The sequence below is a fragment of the Paenibacillus sp. SSG-1 genome (genome assembly GCF_002224835.1).
In the GTDB taxonomy this organism is placed as follows: domain Bacteria; phylum Bacillota; class Bacilli; order Paenibacillales; family Paenibacillaceae; genus Paenibacillus_AQ; species Paenibacillus_AQ favisporus.
Window position 1 is genome coordinate 2,815,439 of the sequence record NZ_MBRK01000001.1, and the last position, 14,457, is coordinate 2,829,895.

Here is a 14,457-nt window from a genome sequence, read left to right on the forward strand (position 1 = left end):
TACTTAGACGTTATACGTTCAATATTGGAATTATTTTTTCAGGATATCAATTAACAAGAATAAATCCGTATATATGTACAATCCCCAAGTATTCTCTAACTATCTTACAAGGAAAAAAGTAAATAAGCACTATGCTCAAAACAAAAAAGCCGCCACTAAGCGACTTTTAAGCTTGCATAATTTATTTATGATTTTATTGATTCAGTTGAGATGGCTTCACTTTCTGAATATGAACGATGATGTCGAATGATTGACCTAATGATAGATCAACAGTTGTTGGGATATCTGGACCTACCGTTGTTACTCCAGCAAAAATGGGATGTTGCTCGTTTAGCCAAGTTTTAGTCACTCCGCTTGCCTTACGTAAATCAACAAAAAACTGGTCGTATTTGACTTGTCCAAACGTATAATTAAAATTGTTCGGGTCATCTAATTTTAAGATTCCATAGGGCCCGAATTGTTGGCTGGTGTTATAAACATTGTAACGTCCCTCGAAAACAGATGTTCCAATGGTTACATACCGTTTGCCATAATGTTCTGCTAAGTGCTGCCCAGCCATTTTAGGGTATACGAAAGAGAGCATATTTGTTTTCGAAACGTGCCCATTATGGCCCCAGACGATTGTTTTTCCTACATGTTCTTCTGTCCATTTCGCATTCTCATACATGGCAATATCGTGTTTCAAATAAAAGTCTTCCAAGTTATCAGGATATGCGGCTGTCATTGTCGTAAATTGCTCAATAATACGGGCATTTTGTTTGATCCATGCGAACTCTGGGGATTTTCCATTCAATTTATTTTTATTTTGCTCTAATAAAGCGCTGATTTGTTTCGCATCTGAAACATACCGTGCTTTCGTTTCTTTCTTAAGACCGCCAAAGGTATCTAAATCCTTGGTTACAGGAATAAGGCCTTTCATCTTTTGATCGAACCGAGTGACAAGTTTTGGATCGTATTTCTTTACATACGCTCGGATATTGTTATAAACACTCTCGTTTACAGTTTGGATATCCATCCCGATGATCCGTATTTTGGATTTATGCTTTGGATCAGCATTATATTGGCGTATCCATTGAAGCAGATCTATGATTTCTTTCGTGTTAAATACAGGACTTAGATATTGGCTTGGGTCCCCTTTACCCGTAAGAACATAGCGATCGAGTCCCAATGCTCTGTCCCATCCCTCTTCTAACACTAAGGCCTTAAAGCCCATTTCAGCTGTCAAATAATTAACAATGCGATGCTTCATGGTAAAAACTTCGTGAGCTCCATGCGTCGCTTCACCTAAACCAACAATTGTAGCTGATCCGATCATATCCTTAAGCGGTCTTAAATCCTGAAGCGATGCTGTTGGATCCGTTGACTTTAATGGCATGGCATGCTTTTCTAACCATTTTATCTGCTCGGCTTTTTGATTTGTATTGTAGGGAGCTATAAGAGAAGCACCTATCGAAGCTGCATGAATATTTCCTGTAAAACCAGCCAGTGTGATCATCGAAGCAGCAATTGCGATCCCCATTTTCTTTTTCATAAAATCCTCTCCTTAAATACTTTGTGATTTGGTCTGATGAGATATATTCTAGTTCCCAGAACTCTCATCTGTATCCTACTGCACTCGATGTTATGTACAACAGTGTCAAAATGTCATATGACACGCCTTTCCCCCTAAACTTAATAAATAGACGTCTGCTGGCTCGATGAAATCAAATCGGGAATATAACAAAGTTCTTGTCACTGGATTTTGACAATAACTTGATAGCCTAAATAAAAAAGCCGCATAATCAGCGGCTTCTAATGTTACTATGTTTCTGTCACCCGACAGTTTTTACTAATCCACTGCCTTTGATGTTGTTGTGCTATATTATCCGTTAGCTTAACGGGCTACCTATCACCCCCACCACTTTCCCCTCAATTTTATCTGCGGGTAATGGGCCGAACAATCTGCTATCATTACTGCGGATCCAATCATCACCTACGTGCTCTTCTAAGTCAACACGCTCTAAAGCTTTTTTTTAAACTTTCAAGATCATCACCCAGTCGACGTGCTTCTTCGTAAAAGGCATCAAGCAATTTGCCGTTAATATCGGTAATCGGCTCAAGTTCTTGTCCATTACGGTAATCGGGACAAGAACTTGTTCCGATAAAACAAAAAAAGCCGCTAAAATAGCGACTTTCCATGGGACTATGTTCTTGTCCTTCGACAATAAAAAAACTAAGTTCAAGGAGCAAAATCGCCTGTTGGCGATCTTGCTTCTTGTGTTTTGTTGTTTTGGAACTGGATTGGAACTGGATGATCACATGGCCGGCTGCCGCGACTGCACATACAACTAATCGTCTCCCGATAGTTGAATACTATTTGCTAATCCTGGTTAGCTTTCCATGGCATATCTTCAAGGTTAACGCCAAACTTCTTTTCTACCTCAAGAATAATCGCCCCATCATCATTTTCCGTAATTTTATGACCTAGCAATACAGGGAATTTTTCGCTTGAAAACTTTTTTACCAACGAAACAGCTTCTTCCCGGCTAGGAACTTCAAATGTTTCAACGGTTTTAATCAATTTCATGTTATTATTTCCTCCTTCTATTCCTAACAAATAGTCTGTTGTAACTCGGAAATACCTCGCAATTAAGGGCAGCATTTCTAAGTCAGGATAATTAGCGGATGTTTCCCATCTTGAAATTGTCTGAACCGAAACGGCTAGAGCATTGGACAGCTGCTCTTGGGTAATACCACTTTGTAACCTTAGTTTTCTGATGATCGAACCAATCTTCATGTTTGCCCCCTAAAGCGAATTTCTTACGTTACATTTAGATTTTACTGTTCAAGGAAATGTATAACCAGCACTTAAACCGAGAACAAACTTAACAAGTATGTTATGTTAAGTCTTTTATAATCGGCTCGTTTTTTGCAACGATGGCAGCCGATCTTTGTGGTCGGCTGTCTTCGGGTCATCATTAAGCTATATTTCACCCGTTGTTGATGAAATGGCGAACTTCTCTAGCTCTACGCATTCGAACTCCCATCGCCCGTACTGTTCGGAGAAGGGCGCAGCCGCGGGGGTGGCCCGCCGTTATTTATCGCAGGCCGTTCACTCGAGGTTCGCCTTCCGCTCACGGTATTGCCCCGGTGTAACGCCCACCAGCTTCTTGAACAGCCGGTTCAAATAAGAGGGTTGATAGCCGATTTGCAAGGCAATCTCGCCAACCTTCATGTCGGTGTCGTCCAGCAGTTCCTTCGCCTTCTCGATCCGCAGCTGGATCAAGTAATCGATGAAATTGATGTCGGCGATATGTTTGAACGCCTTGCTCAGCGTGAACGGGCTTGTCCCCAAATCCTCGGCGCAGCGCTCCAGCGAGACGTCTGAGTCGTAATTTTCTTTGACGTACTCCATTGCCCGCTCGACGAGCCGTCGCTGATGCAAAGCCTTGTCGCAGGCCAGCGCTTTCCCGTATGGTTTGATTACGCGGACACGAAACCATTCGGTCATCCTCTCGGGATCCCGCATTCCGCGAAGCTCGGCGTACAGATCATCGTCCCCGTACAGTCCGCGCGGCTGATAGCCGGCTTCCAGAATCGCGTGCTGGATGCTGCCGAGCAGTTGGAGCGCGCCGTCCTGGACGAACATTTCCTTGCCTCCCTCCTGCACGAGAATTTCCACGAAAGACTGTACGGCGGCGGCCGCCTCCTCGGGGAGCCCCATCCGGATTGCCTGCTTCACCTCCTTCTCCGCGCCAAACGGATACGGCACCGCCTCCCTTCCCATGCTGGGAAGAAGGTCCTCCAGGGAAAGAATCTGCGTCTCCTCCTGAACATCGCGGTAGCGGGCGGCTTGCCGAAGGTGCCGCAATGATTCCGGCAAATCCGCAATTCTCGGCAGAGGCCGACCTATCAGGATTGTGCTTTGCACCTTCAGCACGGCACAGATCGTCTCCGCGAGCGAAGCCGCCAGCTGGAAGGCGCTGCCTCGTGCCGCCTCCTCCGGCTCCTCCCGCCCGAAGGACAACAGGATGCCTACGGATAGATCCTGGAAATTGACGATATCCGCCTGTTCGCCGCGAGCGGCGGTCAACTCCTGCGCAATATTCGCTGCCGCGAAGGAGACGAGCTGAGCATCGCCGTCCGTGAAGCGCCCCTGCAGCCGACTGAGCCCAGTAACCTGGAGGAGCACGAGCAGAAACCGCTTGCCGTCCATGCTCCAGCCGTAGGCGTTCATCCTCTCTCGCAGTTCCTCTTCCGTGAAGGAATAATAATGTCCCTGTATGAGATGAAGCAAAAAACTTGACCGCATCCAGGGCTGCGCCTGCTCCAGCTTCTCCCGCAGCTCGCGGCTTTCCCGGTTCAGGTGGCGCCACTGCTTCTCGAGAAAGCCGATCTCGTCGCTGGGCGGATCGGGCGCACGTCTCTCGTCATGGAACAAACCGACGAGCCGGTGGATTGGATGATAGATCCGCTTGGAGGCAAGCCAGGACAGAAGAAGCGCAACGACAAAGCCGAACAGACTGACACCGACAATCATCCTAGACATCATTTTGACCGGAGCCGTCATCGAGGAAAGCGAAGCGGCAGTGACGTAGGTCCAATGCAGACCCAGCCGAGTAAAATCGCCGAACGTAACGGTATATGTTTCGCCCTGAAAGTTGTACAGGAACGTGCCGGAACCCGTTTCATGCCGCTTGATTTCGGCAGCCAGCGCAGTCTCGAACGGCGTTCCTTCGGGAAGGCCCGCCCCTTTTTCGGTCACGACGAAGCGGCCCTTCTCGTCGATAATGAAGGAGCTGCCGGCCTTGCCGAGCGACAGCTCATGCACCAGGCTTACGAGCTTATCCCGGTCCAGATAGAAAATCAGGGTACCGTAAGGCTGACCGATGCCCGGAACCTTATGTACGAGCGCCACCGTATGATCGTCCGACCGGTTGACCCGTGGGAAGCCGTTCAGCCAGAACGCGCCTTGCTTGCTGGACATGACCGCCCGGTAGCCGGCGAGATCGCCTGGGTTGGAGACGGCTTCGATCCCGTCGAAGTCGGAGACAACGACGGGTGACTTGCCGTCGACGAACAGATGCACCTGATCGACCAGCGGATAGAAGCCCTTCATAACCGTCAAGGTGCGGTACAGGTTTTGAGTAACGGTATATTGGTCCTTCAGATCGACGTTCCTGAGACTTCCGTCGAACCGCGGGTCGAACGCCCACTGCGTCGCCGTCAGTTCGAGCTGGTTCAAATCGCCGTTAATGCGCTTTACCGCGTTCAGGAGCAGCGCCTCGTTCGAGCTCGTCACCTCCTTGCCGATATGCGAGCTGCCGAGTAGATAGAGTGTTATTCCAATAATTGCCGTCGGTAGGCATGTGATGCTCAGCACGATCAATAGGCTTTTTCGGTAGAAACGGCCTTTGATCGCCGGCGGCCGATCCGGCCAGTCCCTTTGGACGAAATGGTTCATGACGCTCCCTGCCTTTCTTTTTTTCAATAGCTGCCCGGACCGTGGTCCGATAACCTTCCCTTGCCGACTGAAACGCTTAACCGGCCTACTCCCAAAAATAACCGGTTCTCGCGGGATGAACGGGAAAAACCCTCTTTTTCCAAATTAGAAAAAAGAGGGTGGTGCTTTCCAAACCTTTATTCGGAGCTGGATATCCGCTGCTGATAGGACGCATTGATTTCCTCGGTGATTTTAAGCAGGTCGGGATCGTTCTTAAGTTCTCCAACGAATCTGTCCCACTCTTCGATCGGCGCTTTCCCCAAAATGACCTTCGTCTTCATGTCCTGAATTTTCTTGCCCAGCTCAGTGCCGACCTTGGTATTCGTATCGGAATTGAGACCGACCGCAACCTCCGGCACGCTCAGCTTGGCCCGCTCGTCAATAATTTGCTTGTTCCGCTCCAGTATGTCGCTTGGCATACCCGAACGGTAGGCGCGCAAATACTTGTCGTATTTGATGAAAATTTGGCCGAGCGCCTGCTGTGCGACGATATCGGTCTTAGCCTGCTCGGTCGGCACCTTCACGCCGTTTTCTTCCTTGTAATGTATGTCCTTGATGCCGAAGCTTGCCAAATCACTGCCCTCGTCAGAAGCGCCGTAGTCCATCAGCTCGAGCAGCTTTTTCATCTTCGCTTCGGGCACGGTCTTCGGAATCGCGTACATTCCGAAGAAGCCGGAATCACGGTTGACGTAGCCGTTCAGAGAGACAAGCGGAAGGAAGTCCGCCTTCGGATCGGTCTTCCGTAGCTCCTCCGTCGGTTCCCAGGCGGCTTCGACCGTATCCTGGAATCCTCCCGCCCGGCCCGCCTTGAGCAAATCCTTCGCTTGCGAGTTTTTTAGCGTCGCAAGATCTTCGGGAAGGAGCTTCTCCCGGTACGCCTTGTTCATCCAGACGAGAGCGTCTCGGACACCAGGTAGCAGATTGACGTTCACAAGCTTGCCGTCTACCAGCGACCAATCGCCGTTCGTCTTTGTGAAGACGTTCTGCAGCTGGCCGAGGGAGGCCATGCCGGACTGGTCGACGAAGCTGGCGTACCCGATCGTGTCGTCCTTGCCGTTGCCGTCCGGATCCTTTTCAACGAATGCTTTAAGGACGTCGTAAAATTCGTCGATTGTTTTTGGAACCTCGAGATTCAGCTTGTCCATCCAGTCCTTGCGCAGGTAAACGAAGCCGCCGCCTTCGACCGGACGGACCCGGGGAATTCCGTAGTTTTTGCCGTCAGCCTGCTTCGTGTTGGTCCAGGTTTCCTTCGGAAATTTCATCAAATTTGGGTAGTCCTTAATATATGGGGTCAGATCCCACAACGCCCCCTGCGCCACCATCGTCCGAACCTGGGCGGTGAAGGCGTTATCCAGCAGCATCAGGTCGGGAATGTCTCCCGAGGCGAGCGTTACGTTCACCTTGTCGGCATAGTTGTTCGGCGAGACCCATGTAATGTTCAGCTTGGTGTTGGTCCGCTTCTCGATTTCCTTGACGACGACGTTATCCTTGCCCGGCGGCTCCGGCGTGTAATACATCGTCATGATGCTGACGTTCAGCGGACCGTCGCCGGAAGCTCCTCCCCCGCCTCCTCCGCCGCTGCAGCCGACCAGCAGGGCGGCGATGAGCAGCACGGAAACGGCAATCTTCGTTTTGTCAAGCTTGAACCTTCTTTTTCGCATACGCGAACCTCCCCTTTTTATTTTGCTTCTAATCGTCTGGCCTTCGTCTATTCCTTGACGGAACCGACCAAAGCTCCTTTCGCGAAATGCTTCTGCAAGAAAGGATAGACGAGTAGGATAGGTACCGTGGCGATAACGACGGCGGCCATCTTGAGCGTCTCTGGCGGAATGCGCTGCTCCGACATCATTTCAGCCGCGGCCGACCCTCCCGCCGCGGTGGATGCGTCGATCAGCATGTTCTGCAGCAGCACCTGCAGCGGATGCTTCGCGAAATCGTTAATATACAGTAGAGCCGTGAAGAAGGTGTTCCAGTACGCGACGGCGTAGAACAGTCCGAACGCCGCCATGGAGGGAAGCGACAGTGGCAGGATGACCCGGTACCAGACGCTGAGATCGTTGCAGCCGTCAATCCGCGCTGCTTCCTCCAGGCTGGACGGGATGCTGTCGAAGAAGCCCTTCATCAGCAGCACGTACCAGCCGCTTGTCAGCACCGGCAAGATAAGCGACCAGATGCTGTTGATCAGATGCAGATCCCGCACAAGCAGATACGGTGGAATGATGCCCGGATTGAATAGTGTTGTCAGCAGGATGGCCAGCATGATGAACCGCCTTCCCTGCAGCCTTCTGCGGGATATCGCGTAGGATAGTCCTGAAGTAACAATGAGGCTCAGCGCGGTACCGACGATCGCCAAGAACGCGCTGTTCCCGATAGCTCTCATGAAAGCATCGGTAGAGAGCAAATATTTGTAGGATACGAGGCTCCAATGCTGCGGGAACAGCACCAGCCCTCTCCGGATAAATTCCGACGGATCGGTGAATGACACGACGAATACATAATAGAACGGGAAGAAAGTGATCAGGCTGATTAAGCCGAGCGCGATGACGTTGATGACACCGAACGCGCGATCTCCCAAGCTTTCTCTCATTGGAACGTTCGCCTCCAGCAGGTGAAATGGGTTAGTAGACGCCTTCCTCGCCGAACTTCTTGGCCAATCGGTTGGCGCCGATGACGAGGAGCAGGCCGACGACGGACTTGAACAAGCCGACGGCGGTGCTGAAGCTGAACTGGCCTTGCCGGACACCGAGACGGTATACGTAGGTATCAAAGACGTCCGCGACATCGGAGACGGCGCCGTTCATCATCAGAAACACCTGCTCGAAGCCGACGTCCATCATATGACCGATCCGCAGAATGAGCAGAATGACGATGACGGGACGGATGGCCGTCAGCGTCACGTGCCAGATTTGCCTAAGTCGGCTCGCTCCGTCCATCTTGGCTGCTTCGTACAACTGCGGATCGACTCCCGCGATGGCGGCAAGGAAAATGATCGTGCCCCATCCTGCGTCCTTCCAGATGGACTGGAGCGTCAGCAGTCCCCAGAAATAGTTCTTGTTCGTTAGAAAATCGACCTTATCGAAGCCGAAGGCGACGAGCAGCTTGTTCACGACGCCGTCGCCGGTGGACAGAAGCAGAAACGTGATGCCGACGATGATGACCCAGGACAGGAAATGAGGTAAATAAATGATCGATTGCACGACTTTTTTGTAAGACGAAACGCGAATTTCGTTTAGTAGCACGGCGAGCAGAATCGGCAGCGGGAAGAAAAAGATCAGGCTTAGCAGATTGATCGCCATCGTATTGCGGAACAGCAGAAGGAAATCCGGATTCGAGAAAAACCGTGCGAAATGATCGAATCCGACCCACGGGCTGTTTAGGACTCCTTGATAGGGCGAATATTCCTGGAATGAAATGATCACCCCCCACATCGGCACGTACCGGAAAACGATGAAATAAATCAGTCCCGGAAGTGCCAGCAAATACAAATACTTGTCTCTCTTCAGGCCCCCCCAGACGAGGCTGGGCGGGGAGCCGACGGCTTTTTTGCCCTCGGCGGCCGCGGTAACCTTATCCGCAGGCACGTCCATCATGGATTCCTCCTTCGAATCGGTAAAGGTGATTGTCAACGCTTTCATGTGTCTTAAGGCAAGGGTACATGCCCTGCCCATTTCTGGCAAATGCCCATTCTTGTTCGCCCGTTTCCTGGCGTTGACCATTCTTGCGGGGGCCCGAAAAGCCCTCTGCGGCGGACTATTCGGCAAAAAAAACAGCCGGCGCGCAGCTGGCTGTTTTTATTGAAGGAAGCGGCGCCTCGCTGCGCCACCCAGTCGGGAAACTTGGCTTCCTAATCAATTTGAGATCGATCTCATTTGTGTTAACCTGCCCGTTAGCTTAACAAGAACAGCAGCCGATTATTTTCCGGCTGCTGTGAGTTGTTTTGAACTATTGTATTCCGTTAGCTTAACAGAAAATGGTTAATCATTTACATTATTTCATATAATTGTTTCGTATTATCTAAATATTCCCTAACAAATCGGACATATTCTTTTGATTTTCAGCAAGCCAAATCATTTCCTTTGTGAAGCGAGCGGGAGGTATACTATGTTCATCCATGTTAGCATTTATCCACCAGGTGCTTTCCATATACCACAACAACTTTAATGAGTTTGTTAAGTAACCCTTTACTACGGTGTGTTCTTCGCTGTATCCTTCCATAAATGCTGAGGCTAGGGAGACATCTAAATTATCATCTAACGCACATGATATAACAGCACGAGCAACATCTAACTGCGGATAGTCATATTTTAGCCGATCAAAATCAAGGATTGCAGTTAGTCGACTATCATTAAATAATAGATTATCGACCCAAAGGTCACGATGAGCCCACCCTGATTGAAGTAATTCGAGTATTTCTATATCTATATCTTCAGTTGCCCTTCGTTGAGTCTCTATATCAGAAAGCAATTCAGTTTTACCAGCTTCCTTTGTCTGTTCCCAAACTGAGTTCCAATGTGCTAAGCGTTCCTCACGCCTTGGAGGGATAAATTGTGGTTTATTTTGAATACTAAGTGTCCCATCGTTTAATAATCGATGCATTTTTCCTGTTTCTCGACCTAAATCGTATATTTGATGTACATTAGCTTTACCTGGTGGAATTAGTTTGCCCTGGCAATATTCCATCACCGTGAAGAGTTCTCCGTTATCAGATTCAAGTAATATACTTTTATTGTGTGATAACAAATTGGGACACGCAAGACCTTTGTCAAATAATCTAACCTGTTGAGAGAATGCAAGCAATAGCTCCTCTGGTTTATACATCCTATATCTGTTTTTGTTGTATTGTTTAAGTAGAAATTGACCTGAATCAGTTGTAACTTTCCATTTTAAGTTTAACCAACCTCGTCTTATTGCAGTAGATTCAAGCACATCCAAATCGAAAAGGCGTTGAAATGTTTTTATTATGTCATCTCGGATCATTTCTTCTGATAACATCGTCTCCATTTGACCAACTCCAAAATTTACGGTATGTACGTTATATTCCTCATGATGTCCTATATAACCTGCTTTTGCGTTATCCTGCCCGTTAGCGTAACCCCCCCACTTTGTATAGATCTCAATGCAGGCACTTGGCAAAGCGTTCCGTTATTTGTATCCCTCTGTACCAATCCGTTCCTCCATTTTCAATCGTCCAGCACGCCTCAAGCACACCTCGCGCCACACCCCACATTGCGATTCGGTGAGGGTCCAGGTCAAGACGATCGGCTATGATTGCAATCCGGCTCCGCAGAACCTGCTCGCAGTCACCACCTCGATCCTCATAATTTAGCAGATACTGGATAGTATCAAAATGGATGTCACCCATGATGCCTTTGGGATCAATGACAGCCCATTGTTCCTCGCCATGGCGAAGGATGTTTTCATGATGCAGATCGCCGTGCAGTAGAAGATTCTCACTCGTGGTCGATATGAGATACGACAGACATTCTTCAGCATTTTCCACCCAGTTCTTAGGCAGTGGCCCGGCAATGTTCACGTCGTTGAATCGCTCGCGGTATCGCTCGATTGCCGCAAAATGCTCCCTCATGGATGGGTACCGACTACTGGTTGGTGCAGGAAGATGAAGGCGGCGAAATACTTCGCAAAAGAGACCCGTCGCACGCGCATCATCCTCAATTGATGACAACGGTGTGCCAGGGTCGGCACCTTCTAGCAGGGCCACGCCCCATTCATCGTCTGCATCTAGGACATCAATCGCCCCCCGGCCCTCATAAGCCCGAAGCACACTAACTTCCCTAGAAAGCTCGTCTTTCCTGAAAGATGATTTGAGGACGGCGGGCTTCCCATTGCTGCGCTTTACACGGATCACGAAGTTATAGGATAAATCGGAAAATGGAGCTTCTGGGATAAAGTCGAAACGGCTTGCACAGTCGGCAATCAATCCAGGCAACGCTTCTGCCCATGTTACGCCTTGCTTACCGTGGAGTTCGTGCATTCTTTTAATAAACGTATCAGGGATTACAATCATACCAAATGACTCCTTTCAGAAAGTGATCTACTTCCTCTCTTATTCGACATAAGGTGTTGTAAAGCCCTGTTTCCTGCTCTAGGGAATAGTGGATCCGATGTCCGCCAAGCCCAGGATACCTGATGAAATTTGGAATGATACGGCCTCATAAGTCGTGAGCAAAACAATGGAGCAATAACGCCAGTAAGCCAGTTTCAATGATCATTTAGGTTTTGAATATCATGTTTATCCATCATTATTTTTTCAGTTGACCAGTTACTCATATCGCTCGTTTCTGATTCAAACAAACCAAACGAACTTGTTCAGGATCTCGAATCATTGATTTTTCATCAAGCCGACTTTTGCGCACATGTCAGGGATGAATATTCAACATTCGGGTGGATTTTGGAGGGAATGCTAAAAAAATATAGGATTTCATCTGGCAAGTGTAGAATACAGTGGGGACACCCTCGGCAAGAATCTGCTCAGCGGGTCGCCGGGCAATCCCCGGAATGCTGTCCAGTCGATCCTGGTCATGCTAAAAAGGGGCATGCCGTTTGGCTACTCCAAATGTGTGAGCATGGTTTTTGAATCATACGTTGGGTGGGAACTCATACAAGCCACTTTGAACGAGAAGATTAAAGTGATAGGAATCGTGTGCAATGATCATAACGACCATATTGGAGGTGTCTCTCATCATGAGCAGAAGTTTTCTGCTATTGTATGGGGTCGGCGGCAGTGACCCCGATCATTGGCAAACTTGGTTACATCAAGAGCTAGTAAAACGAGGTGAAACCGTCCGATTTCCTGACTTTCCAGACAAAGATCAACCTGACAGGGATGTTTGGCTCGATCATTTATCTTCTGTCTTTGAAGAAATTCCAAACGATGAAGAAGTCATCGTCGTGGCTCATAGTCTAGCGTGCATCATGTGGTTCCACTACGCGGCTTCAACTCCGAAACGAAAAATTCAGCGAGCCATTCTTATAGCCCCACCCTCGCCATTTTTGGAATATGAACCAGTGATGACTTTTTTTCCTGTACCGGAAAACATGCATGAGATCGGAATGGTTGCGGAAAAAACGTTGTTGGTTTTATCGTCAACAGATCCTTATTGCTCGGTGGAAGATGCTTCACAGTACTTTGATCTAGGGGTTCCTTGCGTGATGTTGCCTAAAATGGGACATATCAACGTTGAAGCGGGCTACGGTCCGTGGCCATGGATTCTTGATGTATGTTTGAACGAGCAAGTTACATTATGATTCGATTACGGTAAACAAAAAAGCCGCTATAATAGCGACTCTCAATGGGACGATGATAACGTTTTGTATTGACGACGTCCTGGCCCCTTAGAGTCGCTGCTTATCGTTGTGAGGCTTGCCGAACAACTAATGCAGTGACGTCCCGACGGGCTTAGGGTGCTGGATGTGGTCACTCACTTCTCAGAGTGACCAGGAGCGTCAATATCATGTTAGTCGAAGGAGGTTCTGGAAGCAGCCATTGCATTTAACGCGTTCTCAAAATAGCTATATACTTCATCTGCAATTCCCAGAAACTCTTCAACAAGTACATTATGACTATCCAAGTAACAAGCATACAGATAATCAACTAAAGCGGAGTCAATGTCACAATAGTTTAATATGGCATTCTTCATCTTACTAATGTCATCTTGCCATACACCTGTATCTTCTAAAACCAAAGAGTATAATGCACGAATTAATCTCTTAGAATAACCTTTAATTAATCTAGTTTTCATTGTGTTATCACTAGCATTAGAAAGTAAACGATGTCTACGATCTACTTCCTTCTTGGTCTCTGTATTTAAGCCTAAAATGAACTCTGGAGAAATCATAATCGGGGGTACTTTTTCACCAACGTCATCACCATATATGCAAACACAAATGATCTTAACCCAAAAACCCCAATCATTTGGTTTACTTAATACATCGTCAAGTGAGCAAATTGTCGTATCAATCTTAGTTAATACTGGATATTTTTTCAAAAGACTGTCATTAATATTTGACAATCTTTCGTAATCAATATCTTTGGGATTTACACATACAATAGTAAAATCTGCATCTGACTTAAAAGGTTTAGCAGTTCCTTTTGGAATCGAGCCACACATATAGATGCTATGAATCTTACCTTTAAATTCGGTAAGTATATTATCTATGTACTTATCAACAAAATCCTTATATTCACTTTGTATTTCAATTCTTTTTATAACTTTTTCTAATATCATATAGACTCCTCCTAAACTAAGAACTTCTTTCGGCTAACGTTCAGGCGTTCACGAACCCTCACCGACTTAAGTGACCGAAGGGAACGGCCGCGATGCGGTTAATCGGTGCAGGGTTGTCCGCCTGATATTCGTTAGTTCAAGAAAGTCTTCTATCTTCCAATTGTTTAAATAATGTATTTAAACTTTCTTCTACAGTTTGATGAGCTGTATCTATGACTATGTGGTCCCGATCCCAAACATCATACTCTCTATTTCTGACCTGCTCCCACGTCGGAAGTATAAAACCTGGAATATCAGCTGTACGCATTTCGATTCGATTCCTGTGCTCGATATAATCAGAGCAAAGTACTTCAATTTCCACATAAGGTATTCCGAGAGAATCGGCCACGTTGCGCCATGCCTGGCGCGTAATTTGAATAGGATTAACTGTATCTGCAATCACATCTAAGCCCAGTTGAAGATTCTGTGATGCAATTGCATAACACACAATGTAACCCTCAGGCCCTTCGATGGTCTTTCCAGCATCTCGCATAGCCTGCTCCACGACATCGACCCGAAGATACGTAGCCTTTAGTTCTCTTGCTAAAGCCGATGATAATGTGGTTTTTCCGGTGCCCGGCAGTCCACTAAATATGTAAAGCATTGAACTCATCTCCTTCGGGAAAAGCACCTTGGTTATTCGTCTTTGCGCCGGTTTCTTATAACGTCTAATCTACGAACTTCGTAAAT

Annotated in this window: 12 protein-coding genes and 1 pseudogene; 1 reads left to right on the top strand and 12 read right to left on the bottom strand. The window is 47.7% G+C overall.

Going from position 1 to position 14,457, the window contains the following annotated elements:
- Nucleotides 1-193: 193 nt before the first annotated feature.
- The 10 genes and pseudogenes from BCV73_RS12975 to BCV73_RS13015 all read right to left on the bottom strand — a co-directional run bounded on the left by BCV73_RS12975 (nt 194) and on the right by BCV73_RS13015 (nt 11,507).
- Nucleotides 194-1,531 carry an erythromycin esterase family protein gene (locus BCV73_RS12975; RefSeq protein WP_089547415.1) on the bottom strand — a complete coding sequence of 446 codons (1,338 nt, stop codon included), beginning with the start codon at nt 1,529-1,531 and terminating at the stop codon, nt 194-196.
- Nucleotides 1,532-1,868: 337 nt separating this feature from the next.
- A pseudogene (locus tag BCV73_RS36210) lies at nt 1,869-1,964 on the bottom strand (hypothetical protein); the annotation flags it as partial.
- A 25-nt stretch (nt 1,965-1,989) separates the two neighbouring features.
- The gene (locus BCV73_RS12980) at nt 1,990-2,298 is read right to left on the bottom strand and encodes a hypothetical protein (protein WP_143811861.1); all 309 of its coding nucleotides are present in this window, start codon (nt 2,296-2,298) and stop codon (nt 1,990-1,992) included.
- A gap of 61 nt (nt 2,299-2,359) precedes the next feature.
- The gene (locus BCV73_RS12985; protein WP_089547417.1) at nt 2,360-2,776 is read right to left on the bottom strand and encodes a helix-turn-helix domain-containing protein; all 417 of its coding nucleotides are present in this window, start codon (nt 2,774-2,776) and stop codon (nt 2,360-2,362) included.
- A 315-nt stretch (nt 2,777-3,091) separates the two neighbouring features.
- A complete protein-coding gene (locus BCV73_RS12990; RefSeq protein ID WP_218828134.1) occupies nt 3,092-5,470 on the bottom strand; it encodes a helix-turn-helix domain-containing protein in 2,379 nt (792 codons plus the stop codon).
- Between the two features lie 149 nt (nt 5,471-5,619).
- Entirely contained in the window at nt 5,620-7,143 is a 1,524-nt protein-coding gene (locus BCV73_RS12995) for an extracellular solute-binding protein (protein WP_089547419.1), read from the bottom strand.
- A 47-nt stretch (nt 7,144-7,190) separates the two neighbouring features.
- Nucleotides 7,191-8,069, bottom strand: a complete 879-nt coding sequence (locus BCV73_RS13000; RefSeq protein ID WP_076165251.1) for a carbohydrate ABC transporter permease — start codon at nt 8,067-8,069, stop codon at nt 7,191-7,193.
- A gap of 31 nt (nt 8,070-8,100) precedes the next feature.
- Entirely contained in the window at nt 8,101-9,117 is a 1,017-nt protein-coding gene (locus tag BCV73_RS13005; protein ID WP_256992841.1) for an ABC transporter permease, read from the bottom strand.
- A 379-nt stretch (nt 9,118-9,496) separates the two neighbouring features.
- A complete protein-coding gene (locus BCV73_RS13010; RefSeq protein ID WP_089547421.1) occupies nt 9,497-10,483 on the bottom strand; it encodes a phosphotransferase in 987 nt (328 codons plus the stop codon).
- 112 nt (nt 10,484-10,595) lie between these two features.
- Nucleotides 10,596-11,507, bottom strand: coding sequence for an aminoglycoside phosphotransferase family protein (locus BCV73_RS13015; RefSeq protein ID WP_089547422.1), 912 nt, complete (start codon nt 11,505-11,507; stop codon nt 10,596-10,598).
- 677 nt (nt 11,508-12,184) lie between these two features.
- Here BCV73_RS13015 and BCV73_RS13020 point away from each other — a divergent pair.
- The gene (locus tag BCV73_RS13020; RefSeq protein WP_179231987.1) at nt 12,185-12,748 is read left to right on the top strand and encodes an RBBP9/YdeN family alpha/beta hydrolase; all 564 of its coding nucleotides are present in this window, start codon (nt 12,185-12,187) and stop codon (nt 12,746-12,748) included.
- Nucleotides 12,749-12,957: 209 nt separating this feature from the next.
- Here BCV73_RS13020 and BCV73_RS13025 read toward each other — a convergent pair whose 3' ends face one another.
- Entirely contained in the window at nt 12,958-13,728 is a 771-nt protein-coding gene (locus BCV73_RS13025) for a nucleotidyltransferase domain-containing protein (RefSeq protein ID WP_089547424.1), read from the bottom strand.
- A 136-nt stretch (nt 13,729-13,864) separates the two neighbouring features.
- Nucleotides 13,865-14,371, bottom strand: a complete 507-nt coding sequence (locus BCV73_RS13030) for a P-loop nucleotide/nucleoside kinase family protein (RefSeq protein WP_076165236.1) — start codon at nt 14,369-14,371, stop codon at nt 13,865-13,867.
- Nucleotides 14,372-14,457: the final 86 nt, after the last annotated feature.

Bases quoted from the DNA above. Each gene is read 5' to 3' on its own strand.
- BCV73_RS13030 (WP_076165236.1), bottom strand. From the start codon at position 14,371: ATGCTTTACATATTTAGTGGACTGCCGGGCACCGGAAAAACCACATTA.
- BCV73_RS12985 (WP_089547417.1), bottom strand. From the start codon at position 2,776: ATGAAGATTGGTTCGATCATCAGAAAACTAAGGTTACAAAGTGGTATT.
- BCV73_RS13025 (WP_089547424.1), bottom strand. From the start codon at position 13,728: ATGATATTAGAAAAAGTTATAAAAAGAATTGAAATACAAAGTGAATAT.
- BCV73_RS13010 (WP_089547421.1), bottom strand. From the start codon at position 10,483: ATGGAGACGATGTTATCAGAAGAAATGATCCGAGATGACATAATAAAA.
- BCV73_RS13020 (WP_179231987.1), top strand. From the start codon at position 12,185: ATGAGCAGAAGTTTTCTGCTATTGTATGGGGTCGGCGGCAGTGACCCC.
- BCV73_RS13005 (WP_256992841.1), bottom strand. From the start codon at position 9,117: ATGAAAGCGTTGACAATCACCTTTACCGATTCGAAGGAGGAATCCATG.
- BCV73_RS12975 (WP_089547415.1), bottom strand. From the start codon at position 1,531: ATGAAAAAGAAAATGGGGATCGCAATTGCTGCTTCGATGATCACACTG.
- BCV73_RS13000 (WP_076165251.1), bottom strand. From the start codon at position 8,069: ATGAGAGAAAGCTTGGGAGATCGCGCGTTCGGTGTCATCAACGTCATC.
- BCV73_RS12995 (WP_089547419.1), bottom strand. From the start codon at position 7,143: ATGCGAAAAAGAAGGTTCAAGCTTGACAAAACGAAGATTGCCGTTTCC.
- BCV73_RS13015 (WP_089547422.1), bottom strand. From the start codon at position 11,507: ATGATTGTAATCCCTGATACGTTTATTAAAAGAATGCACGAACTCCAC.